This window comes from Salininema proteolyticum, from assembly GCF_042685645.1.
GTDB classification, from domain to species: domain Bacteria; phylum Actinomycetota; class Actinomycetes; order Mycobacteriales; family Micromonosporaceae; genus Salininema; species Salininema proteolyticum.
Genome location: NZ_JBHUNX010000001.1, coordinates 1449475 through 1463167, shown reverse-complemented (window position 1 = coordinate 1463167; position 13693 = coordinate 1449475). Strand labels below are relative to the sequence as shown.

Sequence of the window (13693 nt, the reverse complement as noted above, 5' to 3'; positions counted from 1 at the left end):
CGGCCGCACCGGCCCGGACCGCTAGCGTTCGGGGCGCTGCCGGGAGGAGAGGACGGCGGCGGTCGAGGCCAGGGCGTTGGTCGCCCGCTTGCGCCGCCGCGAGGCGACGCCCACGAAGAGGCAGTCGACCACCAGCAGCTGGGCGATGCGGCTGCCCGTCGCCCCGGAGCGGAAGGTCGTCTCCCGCGCCGCCGTGGTCAGCACGTGGTCGGCGATCTCGGCCAGCGGCGACCGCTCGTGGTTGGTGAGCGCCACCGTCACCGCGCCCCTCTCGCGGGCCTCCTCCAAAAACTCGACGGTCTCCACCGTCGCGCCGGAGTGGGAGATCCCCACGGCCACGTCCTTCTCGCCCAGCAGGGCGGTGCTCGTCAGGGCGCTGTGCACGTCCTGCCAGGAGAACGCGACGCAGCCTATGCGGTGGAGCTTCTGGGTGAGGTCGGCCGCGACGATGCCCGAGGCCGCCACTCCGTAGGTCTCGATGCGGCGCGCGCCGGCGATGGCGTTGACGACCTCCTCGCACACCCGGGCGTCCAGGGCCGCCGCGGTGTCGGAGACGGCGTGGCTGTCGGCGTACGAGAGCGTCTCGATGATCCGGTCCATGCTCGCTCCGGCGGGGATGTCGCCGCCTATGACGTCGCGGTCGGCCTCGCCGGGGGATCCCACGATCGCCTGGGCCGCAAGGATGCGCAGTTCGCGGTGCCCGTTGATGCCCAGGGAGCGGCAGAAGCGGACGACGGTGGCCTCGCTGGCCCCGGCCGACTTGGCCAGCTGGGTGATGGTGCTGGCCGAGGCGGCCTCGGGGTCGCGGATGATCTCGCGCGCGACCCGGGCCTCCGCCTGCGAGAGCGAGGGCAGCAGCGACTTGACCCGCACCAGGATGTTCGCGGCTTCGTGGTGGTTCTCGGACATGGCATCACCTTAGTCGAAGGAGGGGGAGGCCCCGGGCCCGGCCGCCCCGCCCGACAGGGCCGGACGGAGGGCCGCCGGCGCCCTCGCGGACGCCGGCGGCCCCGATCCCCTCGGGGGAGATCAGGTGTTGTTCGCGAGCGCGATCAGGCGCGAGCGGGATCCGTTCCACTTGTTGCGGTCGACGGCCCCGGAGATGCCGGAGACGCTGCCGCTGTCGGTGTACTGCCAGAAGGACCAGGTGGTGTTGGCCCAGCCGGCGGGAAGCGACGGGGAGTGGCTGGACGTCCAGTGGGCCACCCAGAGCGGGCTCTTGGAGGCCATGCCGGTCCAGGATCCGGTGCAGGTGTTCCACCACGACGCGGTCGTGTAGATGACCACGTCGCGACCGGTGTGCGCCTTATAGGTGTTGTAGAAATCGGTGATCCAACTCCTCATGGCGCCGGCGGACAGGCCGTAGCACTGCGATCCGCTCGGGTTGGTCTCGATGTCGAGGACTCCCGGAAGGGTCCTGTCGTCGGCCGACCAGGCTCCGCCGTTGTTGGCGAAGAAGGTCGCCTGGGCGGAGCCCGAGGAGTTGGCGGGGCGGGCGAAGTGGTAGGCGCCGCGGATGACTCCCGCGTAGTAGGAGTTGGGGTAGTTGCTCCCGAACCGCGGGTCCTTGTAGGTGGTCCCTTCCGTCGCCTTGATGTAGGCGAACTCGATGCCCGCGTTGCGGACGCTCGACCAGTTGATGCTTCCCTGGTAGTGGGAGACGTCGATCCCCTGGACTCCGTCGCCGTGCGAGGCCTGGGCGGGCGAGGCTCCCAGCAGGCCCGCGAAGGCGATGGCGATGGCGGTGGCCGATGCGGCGATCAGGGTTCTGAGCCGGGTTCTCCGTTTCTCGGTCACTGTTCTCTCCGTTCTGGAGTGCGGCCTCGGTTCCCCGGTGAGCGGAACCGAGCATAGATGATCTTAAATTCACCTACTCTGATATTGTCTGGAGATTTTCTTCAAGAGTCAACAAACATTTGAAGAAAACTTCGGTCAATCGCGGCTGCGCTCCCAGCCCTCGGCGACGAGGCGCGCCTCGTCGCGGGGATCGTCCGAGTCGAACACGGTCCGGCCGCCGTCCTTGACGCGGAGGGAGTCGACGTAGACGCCGCGCCCCTGGTAGTAGGAGTCGGAGGCGTAGCTCCAGCGGAGACGCCGCGTTCCCGCGGGAAGGTCGCCCTCGGCCTTGGCCCAGCGCCGTCCGGCGTAGCCGGACCAGGTTCCGCCGACTTCCCAACGCCACGGACCCGCCTTGAGGGAGAGCGGGACGTTCCGCCACTCCCCGTTCACCTCGGCGGCGAGCGATCCGACGTCGGTCGACTCGGTGTCCGTCCACAGCCGGAACAGGACCGCTCCGCTTCCCACCGCCTGGGGCAGCGGTGCCTCAAGCGTCACCGTCCGGCCGTCGGACTGCCCTGAGTACCAGGAGGTCTCACCGTTCTGCGGCTCCACCGCGAGCGCGCGGGCCAGGGGCCGGTGCGCGGCACGGCGGTAGACGCTGACCGTGCCCCACTCGCGCGTCGGGTGGACGCGGTTGGACAGGACGACGGCGAGCGTGCCCGAGAGCGGGTCCAGGACCAGCGAGGTCCCCGTGTAGCCGGTGTGCCCGGCGGTGACCGGGGAGTTCAGGGCGTCCATGTACCAGCGCTGGTTCAGCTGCCAGCCCCATCCGCGCTCGGTCCCCGTGCCGTGCTCGGCGTTCATGTCGGTGAAGACGAGCCGTGCGCTGGCCTCGGACAGGACGCGCGCGCCGCCGTAGGATCCTCCGTTGAGGATCATCTGCCCGAAGACGGCCAGGTCGCGCGCCGTACCGAAGAGGCCGGCGTGGCCGGCGACTCCGCCGTAGCCCCACGCGTTCTCGTCGTGGACCGATCCGCGGACCATGCCGCGCTCCGTCCACGGCTGGTACTCGGTGGGCGCGCAGCGGCCCGGGTCGGGCGGGTTGAATCCGGTGTCGGCCATGCCGAGCGGCTCGGTGATGTACCGCGCCACGAGGGCGTCGAGCCCGGTGCCGGAGAGCTTCTCCAGGATCGCCGCGAGGGTGATCATGTTCAGGTCGGAGTAGCCGTACCCCGCGCCGGGAGCGCGGTCGAGCGGGTAGGAGCGGATCTCCCGCCACCGGGCCTCGTCGTCCTCCTCCCGCCACAGCGGTAGGAAGGCGATCATCCCCGAGGTGTGGGACAGGAGGTGCCGCACGGTGATCGGCGCCTTGTCCGGGTCGAGGTCGGCGAAGTCCAGGAGGTGGTCGGCGACCCGGTCGTCAGGGTCGAGCAGTCCGTCCTCGTAGAACCGCGCCGCCAGGACGGCGGTGAAGAGCTTCGTGACGCTGGCGAAGTCGAAGACGGTGTCGACCGTCATCGGCTCCCACTCCTCGCGCGGCAGCTCCACCGCCTCGGAGTTCTCCGCGTCCCATGAGGAATAGCGGCTGCGGTGGCCGGCGGCCTCGTGCAGGGCTATGACTCCGTCGCGGGCGGCGAGGACGGCGAAGCCGGGAAAAGAGGGCTCGGGGCCCTCCAGGTGGCGGGCCACGGAGGGCACGATCCGGTCCACGTGCTCGCGCAGCAGGCCGGCCTCTTCGGGAGTGCCCTCTCGCAGGGTGAAGGGCTTGCGCGGGAAGCGGACGTCGCCGGGCCCCGCGGTGGGCGGTCCTTCTCTCACGGTCGTCTGCGCCATGGCCTCGCTGGTGGTCAGGAGGGAGAAGGCGGTGGCCGCCGCTCCCCCGAGGACGAGTCTTCTGTTCAGTCTCATGCGTTCTGCCTCAATCTTCGCCGTAGAGGAGGTGCTCCGCGCGCAGTTCCCGGAACGCGGCGAGGTCCTCGGCCCAGACCGACTCCACTTCGTCCAGCGGGGCTCCCGCTTCGACCGCGAGCCGGACGGCGGTGTTGCCCGTGAGCTTGTCCAGCCAGTAGGAGCCGCCTCCGTCCTGCGAGCGCCAGCCGTACTGCGGGAAGAGGCGGCGCTGTTCGAGGATCATGGCCAGCGCGGTGCGGATCGGGTCGGCCCGGTGGGGCGCGTCCGTCTGGACCTCCGCTCCGCCGCAGACCTCTCCGGCCCACTTGGAGAACACCGGTTTGAAGTAGGCCTCGCGGAAGCCGACGCCCGACAGGCCGAGGCGGTTGAGCGCGAGGGCCCACTCGTGGTCGAGTTCCGGTGCGCCGAGCAGCTGGAAGGGCTGGGTCGTCCCGCGCCCCTCGGAGAGGGCGGTGGCCTCGAAGAGGCAGGTGCCCGGGTAGAGTTCGGCCGTCCCCGGCGTCGGCATGTTCGGCGAGGGCGCCACCCACGGCAGGCCCGTCCGGTCGAAGGGCGTCGAGCGCTTCCAGCCCTCCATGCGCACGACCGTGAGGTCGGCGGAGTCCCCGACCGCCTCGGGCACGAACCGGGCGTTGAACAGCGTCGCCAGCTCGCCCACCGTCATCCCGTGGCGCTGCGCGATCGGCTTGAGCCCCACGAAGGTGGCGTTCTCCTCGTGGAGGACCGGGCCGGTCGCCTCGGTGCCGGTGATCGGGTTGGGGCGGTCGAGGACGACGAACCGCAGGCCGAGGGAGGCGGCGGCCTCCAGGACGAGGTACATGGTCCAGATGTAGGTGTAGAAGCGGGATCCGACGTCCTGGATGTCGAAGACAACGGTCTCCACGCCGGCCTGTTCCAGCAGGTCGGCCATCTGGTCCCGGTCGTTGTAGGCGTTGTAGACGGGCAGTCCGGTGCGGGGGTCGGTGAAGAAGTCCTCGCCCTCCCCGGCCTGCGAGGTGCCCCGGAATCCGTGTTCGGGGCCGTAGACGGCGGCGATGTCGACCTTCCCGCTCTGGTGCATGAGGTCGACCTCGTGGGTGAGGTCGGGCAGCACGCCGGTCGGGTTGGAGATCATGCCGACCCTCTGGCCCGACAGCTCGCGGAATCCGTCGCGGGCCAGGACCTCGATGCCGGTCTTGACCTTGGGGCCGCGTGCGCGGGCGGGCGCGGACGGTCCGATGACGGCCGTTCCCGCGGCGGCGGCCGAGGTGATGAAGAGGTTGCGGCGTTTCATGGCGGTCCTTACTCGTAGGAGAGGCCGTGGCCGATGCGGTAGAGCGGCACCGAGGGGTCCTCGGCGCTGGGCACGTCGACGGGGAGGCGGCCGGAGGGGTCGTTCTCGCCGAAGGCGGCGGCCACGGCGGCGGCGAGGGCCTCGGCCCCGTAGCCGTAGGTGGCGAGGGAGGCGTTGACATCGCCGGTCAGGTGGGCGATGTCGTAGGGGTTGCGGGCGGCGACGGTGACGACCTTGACGCCGGTCTCCCTCAGTCTCGCGATGAGCGTCAGCTGCGAGGAGTCGGCGTCGACGTTGTAGGTGGTGACGATGGCCGCGTCCTTGCCCTCGGCGGCGGCGACGGCCGCGTCGATCTCCTCGGGCGTCGGGGCGGCGCCGGTCGCGACGACCTCGGCCTCCCAGCCGTGCCCTTCGACCTCCGCGCCGATGGTGGCGGTGGTTGTCACGCCCCAGCCGGTGACGAGGGCCGACCCGGTGGACTCGAACGGGAGCGTCCCGTCGTTCTCCAGCAGGGTGGTGGTCCGCTCGTGGATCTCGACCGCCTCGGACCGGTGCTCCTCGGTGCCGACGACGTCCCACAGGCGGCTCGGGTCGGCGTAGGGGTTCTCGGCGAGGCCGAGGTCCCATTTGAGGCCCAGGATCCTCTCGACGGACCGTTCGACGCGCTCTTCGGTGAGGCGCCCGGCGGCGACGGCGTCGAGGACCGCCCCGAAGGCGAGTTCCAGGTCCGGCGGCATGAGCAGCAGGTCGGCGCCGGCCTCCAGGGCCATGACGGGGACTTCCGCGTCGCCGTAGAGTTCGCGCACCCCCTCCATGCCCAGCGAGTCGGTGACGATGACGCCGTCGTAGCCGAGCTCCTCGCGCAGCAGGCCGGTGAGGATAGGGTGCGAGAGCGTGGCGGGCTTGAGGGTGTCGTCGAGCGCGGGGAACTGGATGTGGGCGGTCATGACCGCCTTGATCCCCTCGGAGACCGCCGCTTCGAAGGGCGGCTTGTCCAGTTCGGTCCACTCCTCGTAGGTGTGGGTGATCTCCGGCAGGCCGTAGTGCGAGTCGACGTCGGTGTCGCCGTGGCCGGGGAAGTGCTTGGCCGCCGAGGCCAGGTCGCCGCGCGACTCGTAGCCGCGCACCTGGGCGGCGGTCAGGTCGGCCGCGAGGCCCGGGTCCGAGCTGAAGGAGCGGATGCCGATGACCGGGTTGTCGGGGTTGACGTTCACGTCCGCCACCGGCGCGAAGTCCTGGTTGATCCCCATGGCGCGCAGTTCTTTCCCGGAAACGGCCGCCGCGTCCTCCGCGTCGTCGGCGTCGTGGGTCGCGCCCAGCGCCATCGCTCCGGGCAGCTGGGTCGCGGGCGGTCCGACGCGGGTGACGATGCCGTGCTCCTGGTCGGTGGACACCAGCAGGGGCACTCCCCTGTCGAGGCGCAGGGAGGCGTCCTGCAGGCCGTTGGAGAGGCCGAGGATCTGCTCGGGGTCGGCGACGTTGTCGCTCCAGGCGAAGTAGATGATCCCGCCGAGGCGGTAGCGCGCGATCAGCTGTGCGGCGTTGTCCACTCCGTGGAGGTCCTGGTTGCGCGAGACGTCGGCCGGGTCGGCGGTGTCGGCGGTCGCGCCGTAGGCGTAGTGGACGAAGACCTGCCCGACCTTCTCCTCCAGCGACATCTTCCGCAGCTTCTTGCGCACGTAGTGGCTCTTCTTCTTGCGGTTCGCCGAAGCCGGCGAGGCGGCGGCCCGCCCGGCGGCCATTGTCGCCACGGCGGCGCCCAGTCCTCCCGCGAGGACGGTGCGCCGCTTGGCTCCCGGCTCGTTCTTTCGTTCCATGTGGACTCTCCTTCTTCCGGGTTCCGGCCTCACCATTCTGCGAGGAGGCGGGCCGTCCTGTCTCTCAGTTCGGGAAGCCTCCGGTAGAGGGCCTCCCCGGGGCAGATGGTGTCGTTGAAGTCCCGGTGCCCCGCGATCGCCTGGTGGGGGTCGAGACCGTAGCGCTCGCACAGCCAGGCGCAGGTCTGTGCCAGGGATCCGAACTGCCCGCTGGGGACGACCGTGTCGGGATCGGTGTAGGTGCCCTCGTTCTCGATGCCGATGGTGTAGGAGTTGTGTCCTCCCACGTGGGCGCCCATGACGTTGAGGCCCTGTCGGATCGCCTCGAACGACCGGTCGCGCGCCTCCATGACGTGGCCGCCGCGCGAGATGGTCAGCTGCTGGCCGGCATCCTTCCAGCCGTTGTCGTCCATGTGGAGGTCCTGGATCTCGCGGGAGGTCAGCGCCGCGCGCTCCCAGGAGAAGTCCATGGTGTTGGGCCAGACCGCGTGGTGGACCACGATCGCGGTCGGAGGGCCGATGATGTCGATCGTTCCGCGCGGGGGTCGGGCTCCCCAGTCCTGCCGGTCGTACAGGAGCGTCGGCTCTTTGGCGTGCACCGGAGTGGCGGTTAGGCCTCCGGCTACCGCTCCCGCCGCGGCGATTCCCGCTCCCAGGACCGCTCGGCGCGAGAGCCTTCCCTCGTTCTTCCCGCTCATACTGTCCTCCTCGGACTATCCTTCGCTTCGGAGAGGGGTTCGTCCGGACGCCGGTCACGGCCGGCGCACCGCAGGAGCAGTATGGCAGTTTATTTCAATATATGTCAATATCATGAAGTTATTTTTCAGCCGGGCTTCACGCCCCGTTCCCACTGCCCGTCGGACCTGGACCTCGATCCTCGGGAACGGGCCGCGGACCCGACGGGCTCGGCGGCTCGGAGCCCTTGCCGTCCTCGTCTTCGTCGTCCTCACCGTGGACGCGGTCGAACTCGGCCACGGCGGCGCGCACCGAGAGGTACATGGGGATCTTGTCGGCCACGCCCGTCGACCGGAGCGTGTCGCGCAGATCCGCCCGGAGCCGTGCGACGCGCAGGGACACACCGCGCCCGCGCAGCTCGTCGGCGACGGAAGAGAGCGCGTCGACGCCGGTGGCGTCCAGGTAGTTGACCGCCTCCGCGTTGAAGACGACCCACTCGGTGTCGTCCCCCACCCGGCCGAGCAGGCGGGACTTGAAGTAGGCGGCGTTGGCGAAGTAGAGCGGAGCGTCGAAGCGGTAGACGAGCAGGCCCGGCGTCCCCGCCCCCGAGGGGAAGGAGTCGGCGCTGTGCCATCCGTCCACGTCGGACACCGAGCGGAGCACCGCGTCATGGGGCCGCAGCGAGCGGTAGACGTAGACCCCTACGCTGACGCCGATGGCCACGAGCAGTCCGCCCAGGACGTTGAAGACCAGCACGCCCAGGAACGCCACGACCGCCAGCCCCATCTCGGAGTCGCCGACCCGGCGCAGGCGGCGGAAGCCCGCCAGGTCGACCAGCCCCAGCCCCGCCACGATGACGACGACCCCGAGCACGGCCTCCGGCATCGGCTCGATCAGCGGCGCCGCGAACGCGGCGGTGAGGACCGCGGCGACGGCTGTGACCAGCGCGGTGGCCGGACCGAACCCGCCGTTGGCGTCGTTCACCGCCGTGCGCGATCCCGAAGAGCCGGTGGGCATCCCCTGTGCGAGCCCCGAGACGGCGTTGGAGGCGCCCAGCGCGATCAGGTCCCTGTTCGCGTCGACCCGATACCCGTGCTTGTCGGCGTAGGTGCGCGTGATGGCCGCCGCGTCGGCGAAGCCGACCAGGGCCAGCCCGACCGCCGGCAGCAGGAGGGTCGTGTAGTCGTCCAGGGAAAGCCCCGTGGGAAGGCCGACCCGTGGCAGCCCTCCCTCCAACTCCCCCACGACCGCTATGCCGTATTCGGACAGGCGCAGCACCGCCGAGGCCGCCGTTGCCAGGACGACGGCCGCCAGCATCGCCGGAACGCGGGGCAGGAGGCGCCGGACAAGGAAGACGACGGCGAGCGCGGCGGCGGTGAGCAGCACCGTCCGCCAGTGGATCCGGTCCAGGTTCAGGACGAAGTCCCGGACTTGCGGAAAGAATCCGGTCGACTCTACGGGGACCCCGGTGGTCTTGCCGAGCTGTCCGGCGACGATGATGCACGCGACGCCGTTGATGTAGCCCAGGAGCATGGGCCGGGAGAGGAAGTCGGCCATGAAGCCCAGGCGCAGCGCTCCGGCCGCGACTTGCACGGCGCCTATGCACAGCGCGAGTCCGGCCGCCAGCGGTGCCAGCAGGGCGGGGTCTCCGGCGGCGATCGGCGCGATGGTGAGGGCGGTGGCGCTGGCCAGGACCCCCTCGGGCCCTATGACGAGTTGACGCGAGGTGCCGAGGAAGAGGTAGGCCAGCAGCGGGAACATCGCCGCGTAGAGGCCCGCCATGGGACCGACCCCCGCCAGTTCGCCCATGCCCAGGCCGGCGGGGAGGGCGACGGCCGCGACGCTCAGTCCGGCCGTGAGGTCACGGCGCCATTCGCGCCTCCAGGGGTGCTCGGCCATGGCCCGCACCCCTGGAAGGAGCAGTCCCGCCCTGTCGGTCCAGGCGCGCTCGCCGTTCACGGCGCCCCCGTCGCCGACGGTTCACGGCTCGCGGAGACTCCCCTCATGTCAGTCCTCCACCACCAGGGGCGCGTTCGCGACCGCCCAGATGATGAACACGTCCAGGGCGATGACGACGAGCGTCCACCACGGTTCGTAGGGAAGGAAGAGGAACTGCGCCAGGGCCTGCAGGACCACCAGCGCGATCGCCAGGGAGCGGGCGAACCCGGAGCGGGTGGGGAGGACCAGTCCCACTGCCGCGACCAGGAGGCCGAGCACCAGGTGGAGCCAGCCCCAGGCGGTGGTGTCGAGGGCGAAGGAGTAGTCGCCGACTGCGGCGAAGTGCTCGTCGCCGGCGATGGCGACAACGCCCTGCAGCGCTTGGAAGACGCCGTTGAGGACCATGAGGACGGCGGCGAACACCAGTCCGCCCACCGCCCAGGCGGTCTTCGTCGAGTTGTTCGGGGCCATGGCTCCTCTTCCTTCCGGCCGCGGTCAGGGAGTGACGATCGGGAAGTTCGGGTCCGGCTGGGACAGCGAGGCCGTCAGCCTCTGCAGCGCGGACTCGTCCCCGTCGAGCGAGAGGTCGTCGGGCCGTCCTCCCCCGGCCAGCTCCAGCAGTCCGGCCTTGGTCAGAGTCACCGTCAGGTCCGCGCCGTCGCCCTTGGGGTCGGCCTCCTGCACGAGCACCCCGTTGCGGAGGGTCGTGCGGTGGCGCTCTCCCAGGTCGGTGAAGTCCCAGTCGATGGCGATCCGGTCGTCCCAGACGCGCGGGGCGTCGACGTTGATGGCCAGGGTGTCGAAGATCTGGGTGATCGACAGGCCCGCCGAGAGGCTGCCGGCGACTTCGAGCTTGGCCGGGGCGATGCCCTCGCGCAGTTCCTGGGCGCCGGTGAGGTAGAAGTTGCGCCAAGGGCCGTTCTCGGCGCCGTGGCCGAGCGTCTCGAAGCAGTCGGCCTCCAGGTTCCGTGCCTCGGCGTTGTCCGGGTCGGCGAAGACGGCGTGGTTGAGCAGCTGCACGGCGAACCGGAGGTCGCCCTCGTCGATGTACGACCGGGCCTTGGCGATCACGGAGTCGGCCCCGCCCATGCAGTCGACGTAGCGCTTGGCCGACTCGGCGGGCGGGTGCTCCCAGAGGGTGGCGGGATTGCCGTCGAACCAGCCGAGGTATCGCTGGTAGACGGCCTTCACGTTGTGCGAGACGGAGCCGTAGTAGCCGCGGACGCTCCAGGCCCTCTCCAGGGCCGGGGGCAGCTGGAAGCGCTCGGCGATCTCGATCCCCGTGTACCCCTGGTTGATCATGCGCACGGTCTGGTCGTGCAGGTAGGCGTACATGTCGCGCTGGAGGGCGAGTTCCTCGCGGATCTCTTCGGTCCCCCAGGTCGGCCAGTGGTGCGAGGCGAAGAGGACGTCGGTCCCGTCGGAGAACAGCGCGATGGCCTCGGTGAGGTAGCGGGCCCACATGCGGGAGTCGCGGACTTCCGCGCCGCGCAGGGTGAGGATGTTGTGCAGGGTGTGGCTGGCGTTCTCCGCCATGCAAAGGGCCCGGTAGCGGGGGAAGTGGAAGTTCATCTCCGAGGGCGCCTCGGTCCCCGGCGTCACCTGGAAGACGATCTCCAGGCCGTCGACGGTCTCCCTCTGGCCGGTCTCGGTGATGTCGACGGTAGGTTCGAGGAGGGAGGGCGTGCCCTGCGAGGTCGCCTGGCCCAGGCCCACGCCGATGCTGCCGGCGGGGCTCTGCGGCAGGGTCATGGCGTACATATAGGACGAACGTCGGGTCATGGCCGTTCCGGCGTAGACGTTCTCGGACACCGCGTGGTCCATGAAGCCGTCGGGCGCGAGGATGGGGACCGATCCGTCCGTCACCCCGCCCGCCCCGCCGAAGTGGTCGACGTGGGAGTGGGTGTAGACGACGCCCTTGACCGGCCTGTCGCCGCGGTGCCTGCGGTAGAGGTCCAGGCCGGCCGCCGCGACCTCGACGGTGATGAGCGGGTCGATGACGAGGACTCCCGAGTCGGTCTCCACCAGGGTCATATTGGACAGGTCCAGCCCCCTGACCTGGTAGACGCCCTCGCACACTTCGTAGAGGCCGTGCCGGGAGGCCAGCGCCCCCTGTCTCCAGAGGCTGGGGTTCGCCGTGTCGGGGCACTCTCCTCGGAGGAAGTCGAAGGCCGAGCAGTCCCAGACGACGCCGCCCTCTTCGTCGCGGACGACGGGGTCGTCCAGGGTGCCCAGGTAGCCTCTGTCGGCGTTGTCGAAGTCGGTGCGGTCGCTGAAGTCGAGGTCAGTCATGCACGGATGGTAGCGTGGCGGCTACGAAGATGACGGACGTTCGAATAAAGTAGCGCCCTTCCCCCTCCGTCCGGGGGAACCGGCGTCAAGGGGTCCCCCGCTTCTCGGCGGGCCGGACGTGCGCGCCGATCCCGATGAGGGCCAACAGCGTCAGGGTGACCACGAGGATCCACATCAGGCCCGCGACTCCGGGCCGCGGCCACAGGAACAGGGCCGCGACGCCCAGGACCGCGATCACTACGGCGATCGTGCGGCCGCTGCGGGCCAGGAAGCCGGAGACCGGACCGAGCGAGAGGCCCAGCCTTGCCAATCCGGACCCCGTCGCCGCCAGGGCCCGCGACGTGCCGTTCCGGATGGCCGTGGCGGCGGGTCCGCGACCGGTGAGCCAGACGGCGATGCCCGCGATGGCGGCGACGACGGCCACGCGCTGCAGGGCGCTCCACAGGAACCGGGTCAAGACGTCCCATGCCGCCCCGGCCGACTCGACGCCGAGGCCCTCGGGCAGCGCGTTGACGTATGCCTGCCGGGCCGCGGCCAGCGCCGCCATGGACAGCAGCGCGAAGAACACGATCATGACCCCCGCGGCGATGGCCCCGCCCCGGCGGCGCGGAGCCAGCCAGATTCCGAAGGCCAGAAGGACGACGGCGAGGATCGGGAAGACCCAGGCCGCGGTGTTCAGGGCCTTGAGCGCCGCCTGGACGGTCGAGACCTGGTCGGAGGAGACGAGGGTGTAGGGAATGGACACGTCGGGGATGTTGGAGGCCAGCCCGAAGCCGGCGTCGACCAGTCGCTCCTTGACCAGGTCCACCCCCTGCCCCAGATCCACGGTGATCGCGTCGCCCTCGACCGCGATCAGGTCGCTGCCGCCTCCCTGCAGTTCGGCCACCAGCTGGCGGTGCACGGCGCGGTTGGCCGTCTCCCAGACGTCGGCGAACCGGTCGCTCGCCACGACGCTCCCCACCTGTTTCTCCACGAAGGACTCGACGCCGGAGACCATCGGATCGACCAGCGATCCGACCGCCTGCGGAGCGCCCTGCTCCTCCAGATTGTCGGCCAGCTCCCGGACGACGCCCTCGACGTCGACCTCGGCCATGACCGCCTCGGTGATCCGCTGCGTCACTCCCTCCTGGACGGTCGGCTCCTCGATGAGCGGGGCGACCGTGGCGACGTAGCGGTCGGTGTCGAGGACGGTTCCCTTCAGCCAGACGGTGAGGACGGAGGCCACCGCGAAGACGGCGGCGGTCAGCAGGACCACCGCCGCGAGCGCCCAGCGGCCCGCGCGCCCGGATCCCCCGGACTTCGGGCCGGCCTCCAGCTGCTCCACTCGACGGCGCAGCCGTTCCAGTTCGTCGCGTTCTTCGGCGGAGAGAGGGCTCTGCCCTCGGGCATCGGCGGACATACCCAGGATCTTAGGCAGCCGAAGGCGATCAGCAGTCGCATTCGGGGAAACCGCTCTCCCAGAACCTGAGGATGTTCCGATTTACGGGGTCGTTTACGTGCGTTCGGCCGCGGAACCGCCGCCCCCGCGGGTAGGGTGCCAGTCGAGCAGACCGCGGCCCCGGCCGCCCCGCGCAGAGGAGAGTGACCGCCCATGGGCGACAGAGCACCTGTAGACATCATCCTCGTCCGGTTCCCCGGGACGAGCTTCGACGGCGAGGTCGTCGCGAGCCTCCGCTCCCTCGCGGTGGAGGGCACCATCACCGTCATCGACGCCATGGTCATCCGCAAGGAGGCCGACGGGTCGTGGGAATGGAACGAGGCCGCCGAGGCGGGAGACGGCGCTCTGGCCTCCGTCGTGAGGGAACCGACCGGAATGCTGGCCGAAGAGGACGCCGAGGAGCTCGCCGCCGAACTGGAGCCGGACTCCACCGTCGGGGTCCTCCTCTTCGAGCACACCTGGGCCTCCGGCCTCGCCGGCGCCATCCGCAGGGCGAAGGGCGAGGTGGTCGACTGGGAGCGCGTACCGCCGGCCGCCGTCGACGAACTCGAGAAACTGAACGATTAGGAG

At 70.5% G+C, this 13693-nt stretch carries 11 protein-coding genes; 1 reads left to right on the top strand and 10 read right to left on the bottom strand.

Going from position 1 to position 13693, the window contains the following annotated elements:
* Positions 1-21: 21 nt before the first annotated feature.
* From ACFTE1_RS06865 to ACFTE1_RS06820, 10 genes are all read right to left on the bottom strand, one after another.
* The gene (locus tag ACFTE1_RS06865) at positions 22-909 is read right to left on the bottom strand and encodes a MurR/RpiR family transcriptional regulator (RefSeq protein ID WP_380625649.1); all 888 of its coding nucleotides are present in this window, start codon (positions 907-909) and stop codon (positions 22-24) included.
* Between the two features lie 120 nt (positions 910-1029).
* On the bottom strand, positions 1030-1740 hold the full coding sequence (locus ACFTE1_RS06860) for a GH25 family lysozyme (protein WP_380625820.1): 711 nt from the start codon (positions 1738-1740) through the stop codon (positions 1030-1032).
* A gap of 192 nt (positions 1741-1932) precedes the next feature.
* The gene (locus ACFTE1_RS06855) at positions 1933-3687 is read right to left on the bottom strand and encodes a serine hydrolase (protein ID WP_380625646.1); all 1755 of its coding nucleotides are present in this window, start codon (positions 3685-3687) and stop codon (positions 1933-1935) included.
* A 10-nt stretch (positions 3688-3697) separates the two neighbouring features.
* The gene (locus ACFTE1_RS06850; protein WP_380625644.1) at positions 3698-4963 is read right to left on the bottom strand and encodes an exo-beta-N-acetylmuramidase NamZ family protein; all 1266 of its coding nucleotides are present in this window, start codon (positions 4961-4963) and stop codon (positions 3698-3700) included.
* Positions 4964-4971: 8 nt separating this feature from the next.
* A complete protein-coding gene (locus ACFTE1_RS06845) occupies positions 4972-6780 on the bottom strand; it encodes a glycoside hydrolase family 3 protein (protein ID WP_380625642.1) in 1809 nt (602 codons plus the stop codon).
* A gap of 29 nt (positions 6781-6809) precedes the next feature.
* Positions 6810-7478 (bottom strand): peptidoglycan recognition protein family protein, encoded by a 669-nt coding sequence (locus ACFTE1_RS06840; RefSeq protein WP_380625638.1) that lies wholly within the window; start codon positions 7476-7478, stop codon positions 6810-6812.
* Positions 7479-7614: 136 nt separating this feature from the next.
* Entirely contained in the window at positions 7615-9414 is a 1800-nt protein-coding gene (locus tag ACFTE1_RS06835) for a SulP family inorganic anion transporter (RefSeq protein WP_380625636.1), read from the bottom strand.
* Between the two features lie 48 nt (positions 9415-9462).
* The gene (locus tag ACFTE1_RS06830; protein ID WP_380625634.1) at positions 9463-9864 is read right to left on the bottom strand and encodes a DUF7144 family membrane protein; all 402 of its coding nucleotides are present in this window, start codon (positions 9862-9864) and stop codon (positions 9463-9465) included.
* 24 nt (positions 9865-9888) lie between these two features.
* Positions 9889-11685 carry an alkyl/aryl-sulfatase gene (locus ACFTE1_RS06825; protein WP_380625632.1) on the bottom strand — a complete coding sequence of 599 codons (1797 nt, stop codon included), beginning with the start codon at positions 11683-11685 and terminating at the stop codon, positions 9889-9891.
* 85 nt (positions 11686-11770) lie between these two features.
* Positions 11771-13084 carry a hypothetical protein gene (locus ACFTE1_RS06820; RefSeq protein WP_380625629.1) on the bottom strand — a complete coding sequence of 438 codons (1314 nt, stop codon included), beginning with the start codon at positions 13082-13084 and terminating at the stop codon, positions 11771-11773.
* 192 nt (positions 13085-13276) lie between these two features.
* Here ACFTE1_RS06820 and ACFTE1_RS06815 point away from each other — a divergent pair, with 192 nt between their 5' ends.
* Positions 13277-13690: a DUF6325 family protein gene (locus ACFTE1_RS06815; protein ID WP_380625627.1), complete on the top strand. Its 414-nt coding sequence runs from the start codon at positions 13277-13279 to the stop codon at positions 13688-13690.
* Positions 13691-13693 lie beyond the last annotated feature (3 nt).

Bases quoted from the DNA above. Each gene is read 5' to 3' on its own strand.
- ACFTE1_RS06865 (WP_380625649.1), bottom strand. From the start codon at position 909: ATGTCCGAGAACCACCACGAAGCCGCGAACATCCTGGTGCGGGTCAAG.
- ACFTE1_RS06855 (WP_380625646.1), bottom strand. From the start codon at position 3,687: ATGAGACTGAACAGAAGACTCGTCCTCGGGGGAGCGGCGGCCACCGCC.
- ACFTE1_RS06850 (WP_380625644.1), bottom strand. From the start codon at position 4,963: ATGAAACGCCGCAACCTCTTCATCACCTCGGCCGCCGCCGCGGGAACG.
- ACFTE1_RS06845 (WP_380625642.1), bottom strand. From the start codon at position 6,780: ATGGAACGAAAGAACGAGCCGGGAGCCAAGCGGCGCACCGTCCTCGCG.
- ACFTE1_RS06840 (WP_380625638.1), bottom strand. From the start codon at position 7,478: ATGAGCGGGAAGAACGAGGGAAGGCTCTCGCGCCGAGCGGTCCTGGGA.
- ACFTE1_RS06830 (WP_380625634.1), bottom strand. From the start codon at position 9,864: ATGGCCCCGAACAACTCGACGAAGACCGCCTGGGCGGTGGGCGGACTG.
- ACFTE1_RS06825 (WP_380625632.1), bottom strand. From the start codon at position 11,685: ATGACTGACCTCGACTTCAGCGACCGCACCGACTTCGACAACGCCGAC.
- ACFTE1_RS06820 (WP_380625629.1), bottom strand. From the start codon at position 13,084: ATGTCCGCCGATGCCCGAGGGCAGAGCCCTCTCTCCGCCGAAGAACGC.
- ACFTE1_RS06815 (WP_380625627.1), top strand. From the start codon at position 13,277: ATGGGCGACAGAGCACCTGTAGACATCATCCTCGTCCGGTTCCCCGGG.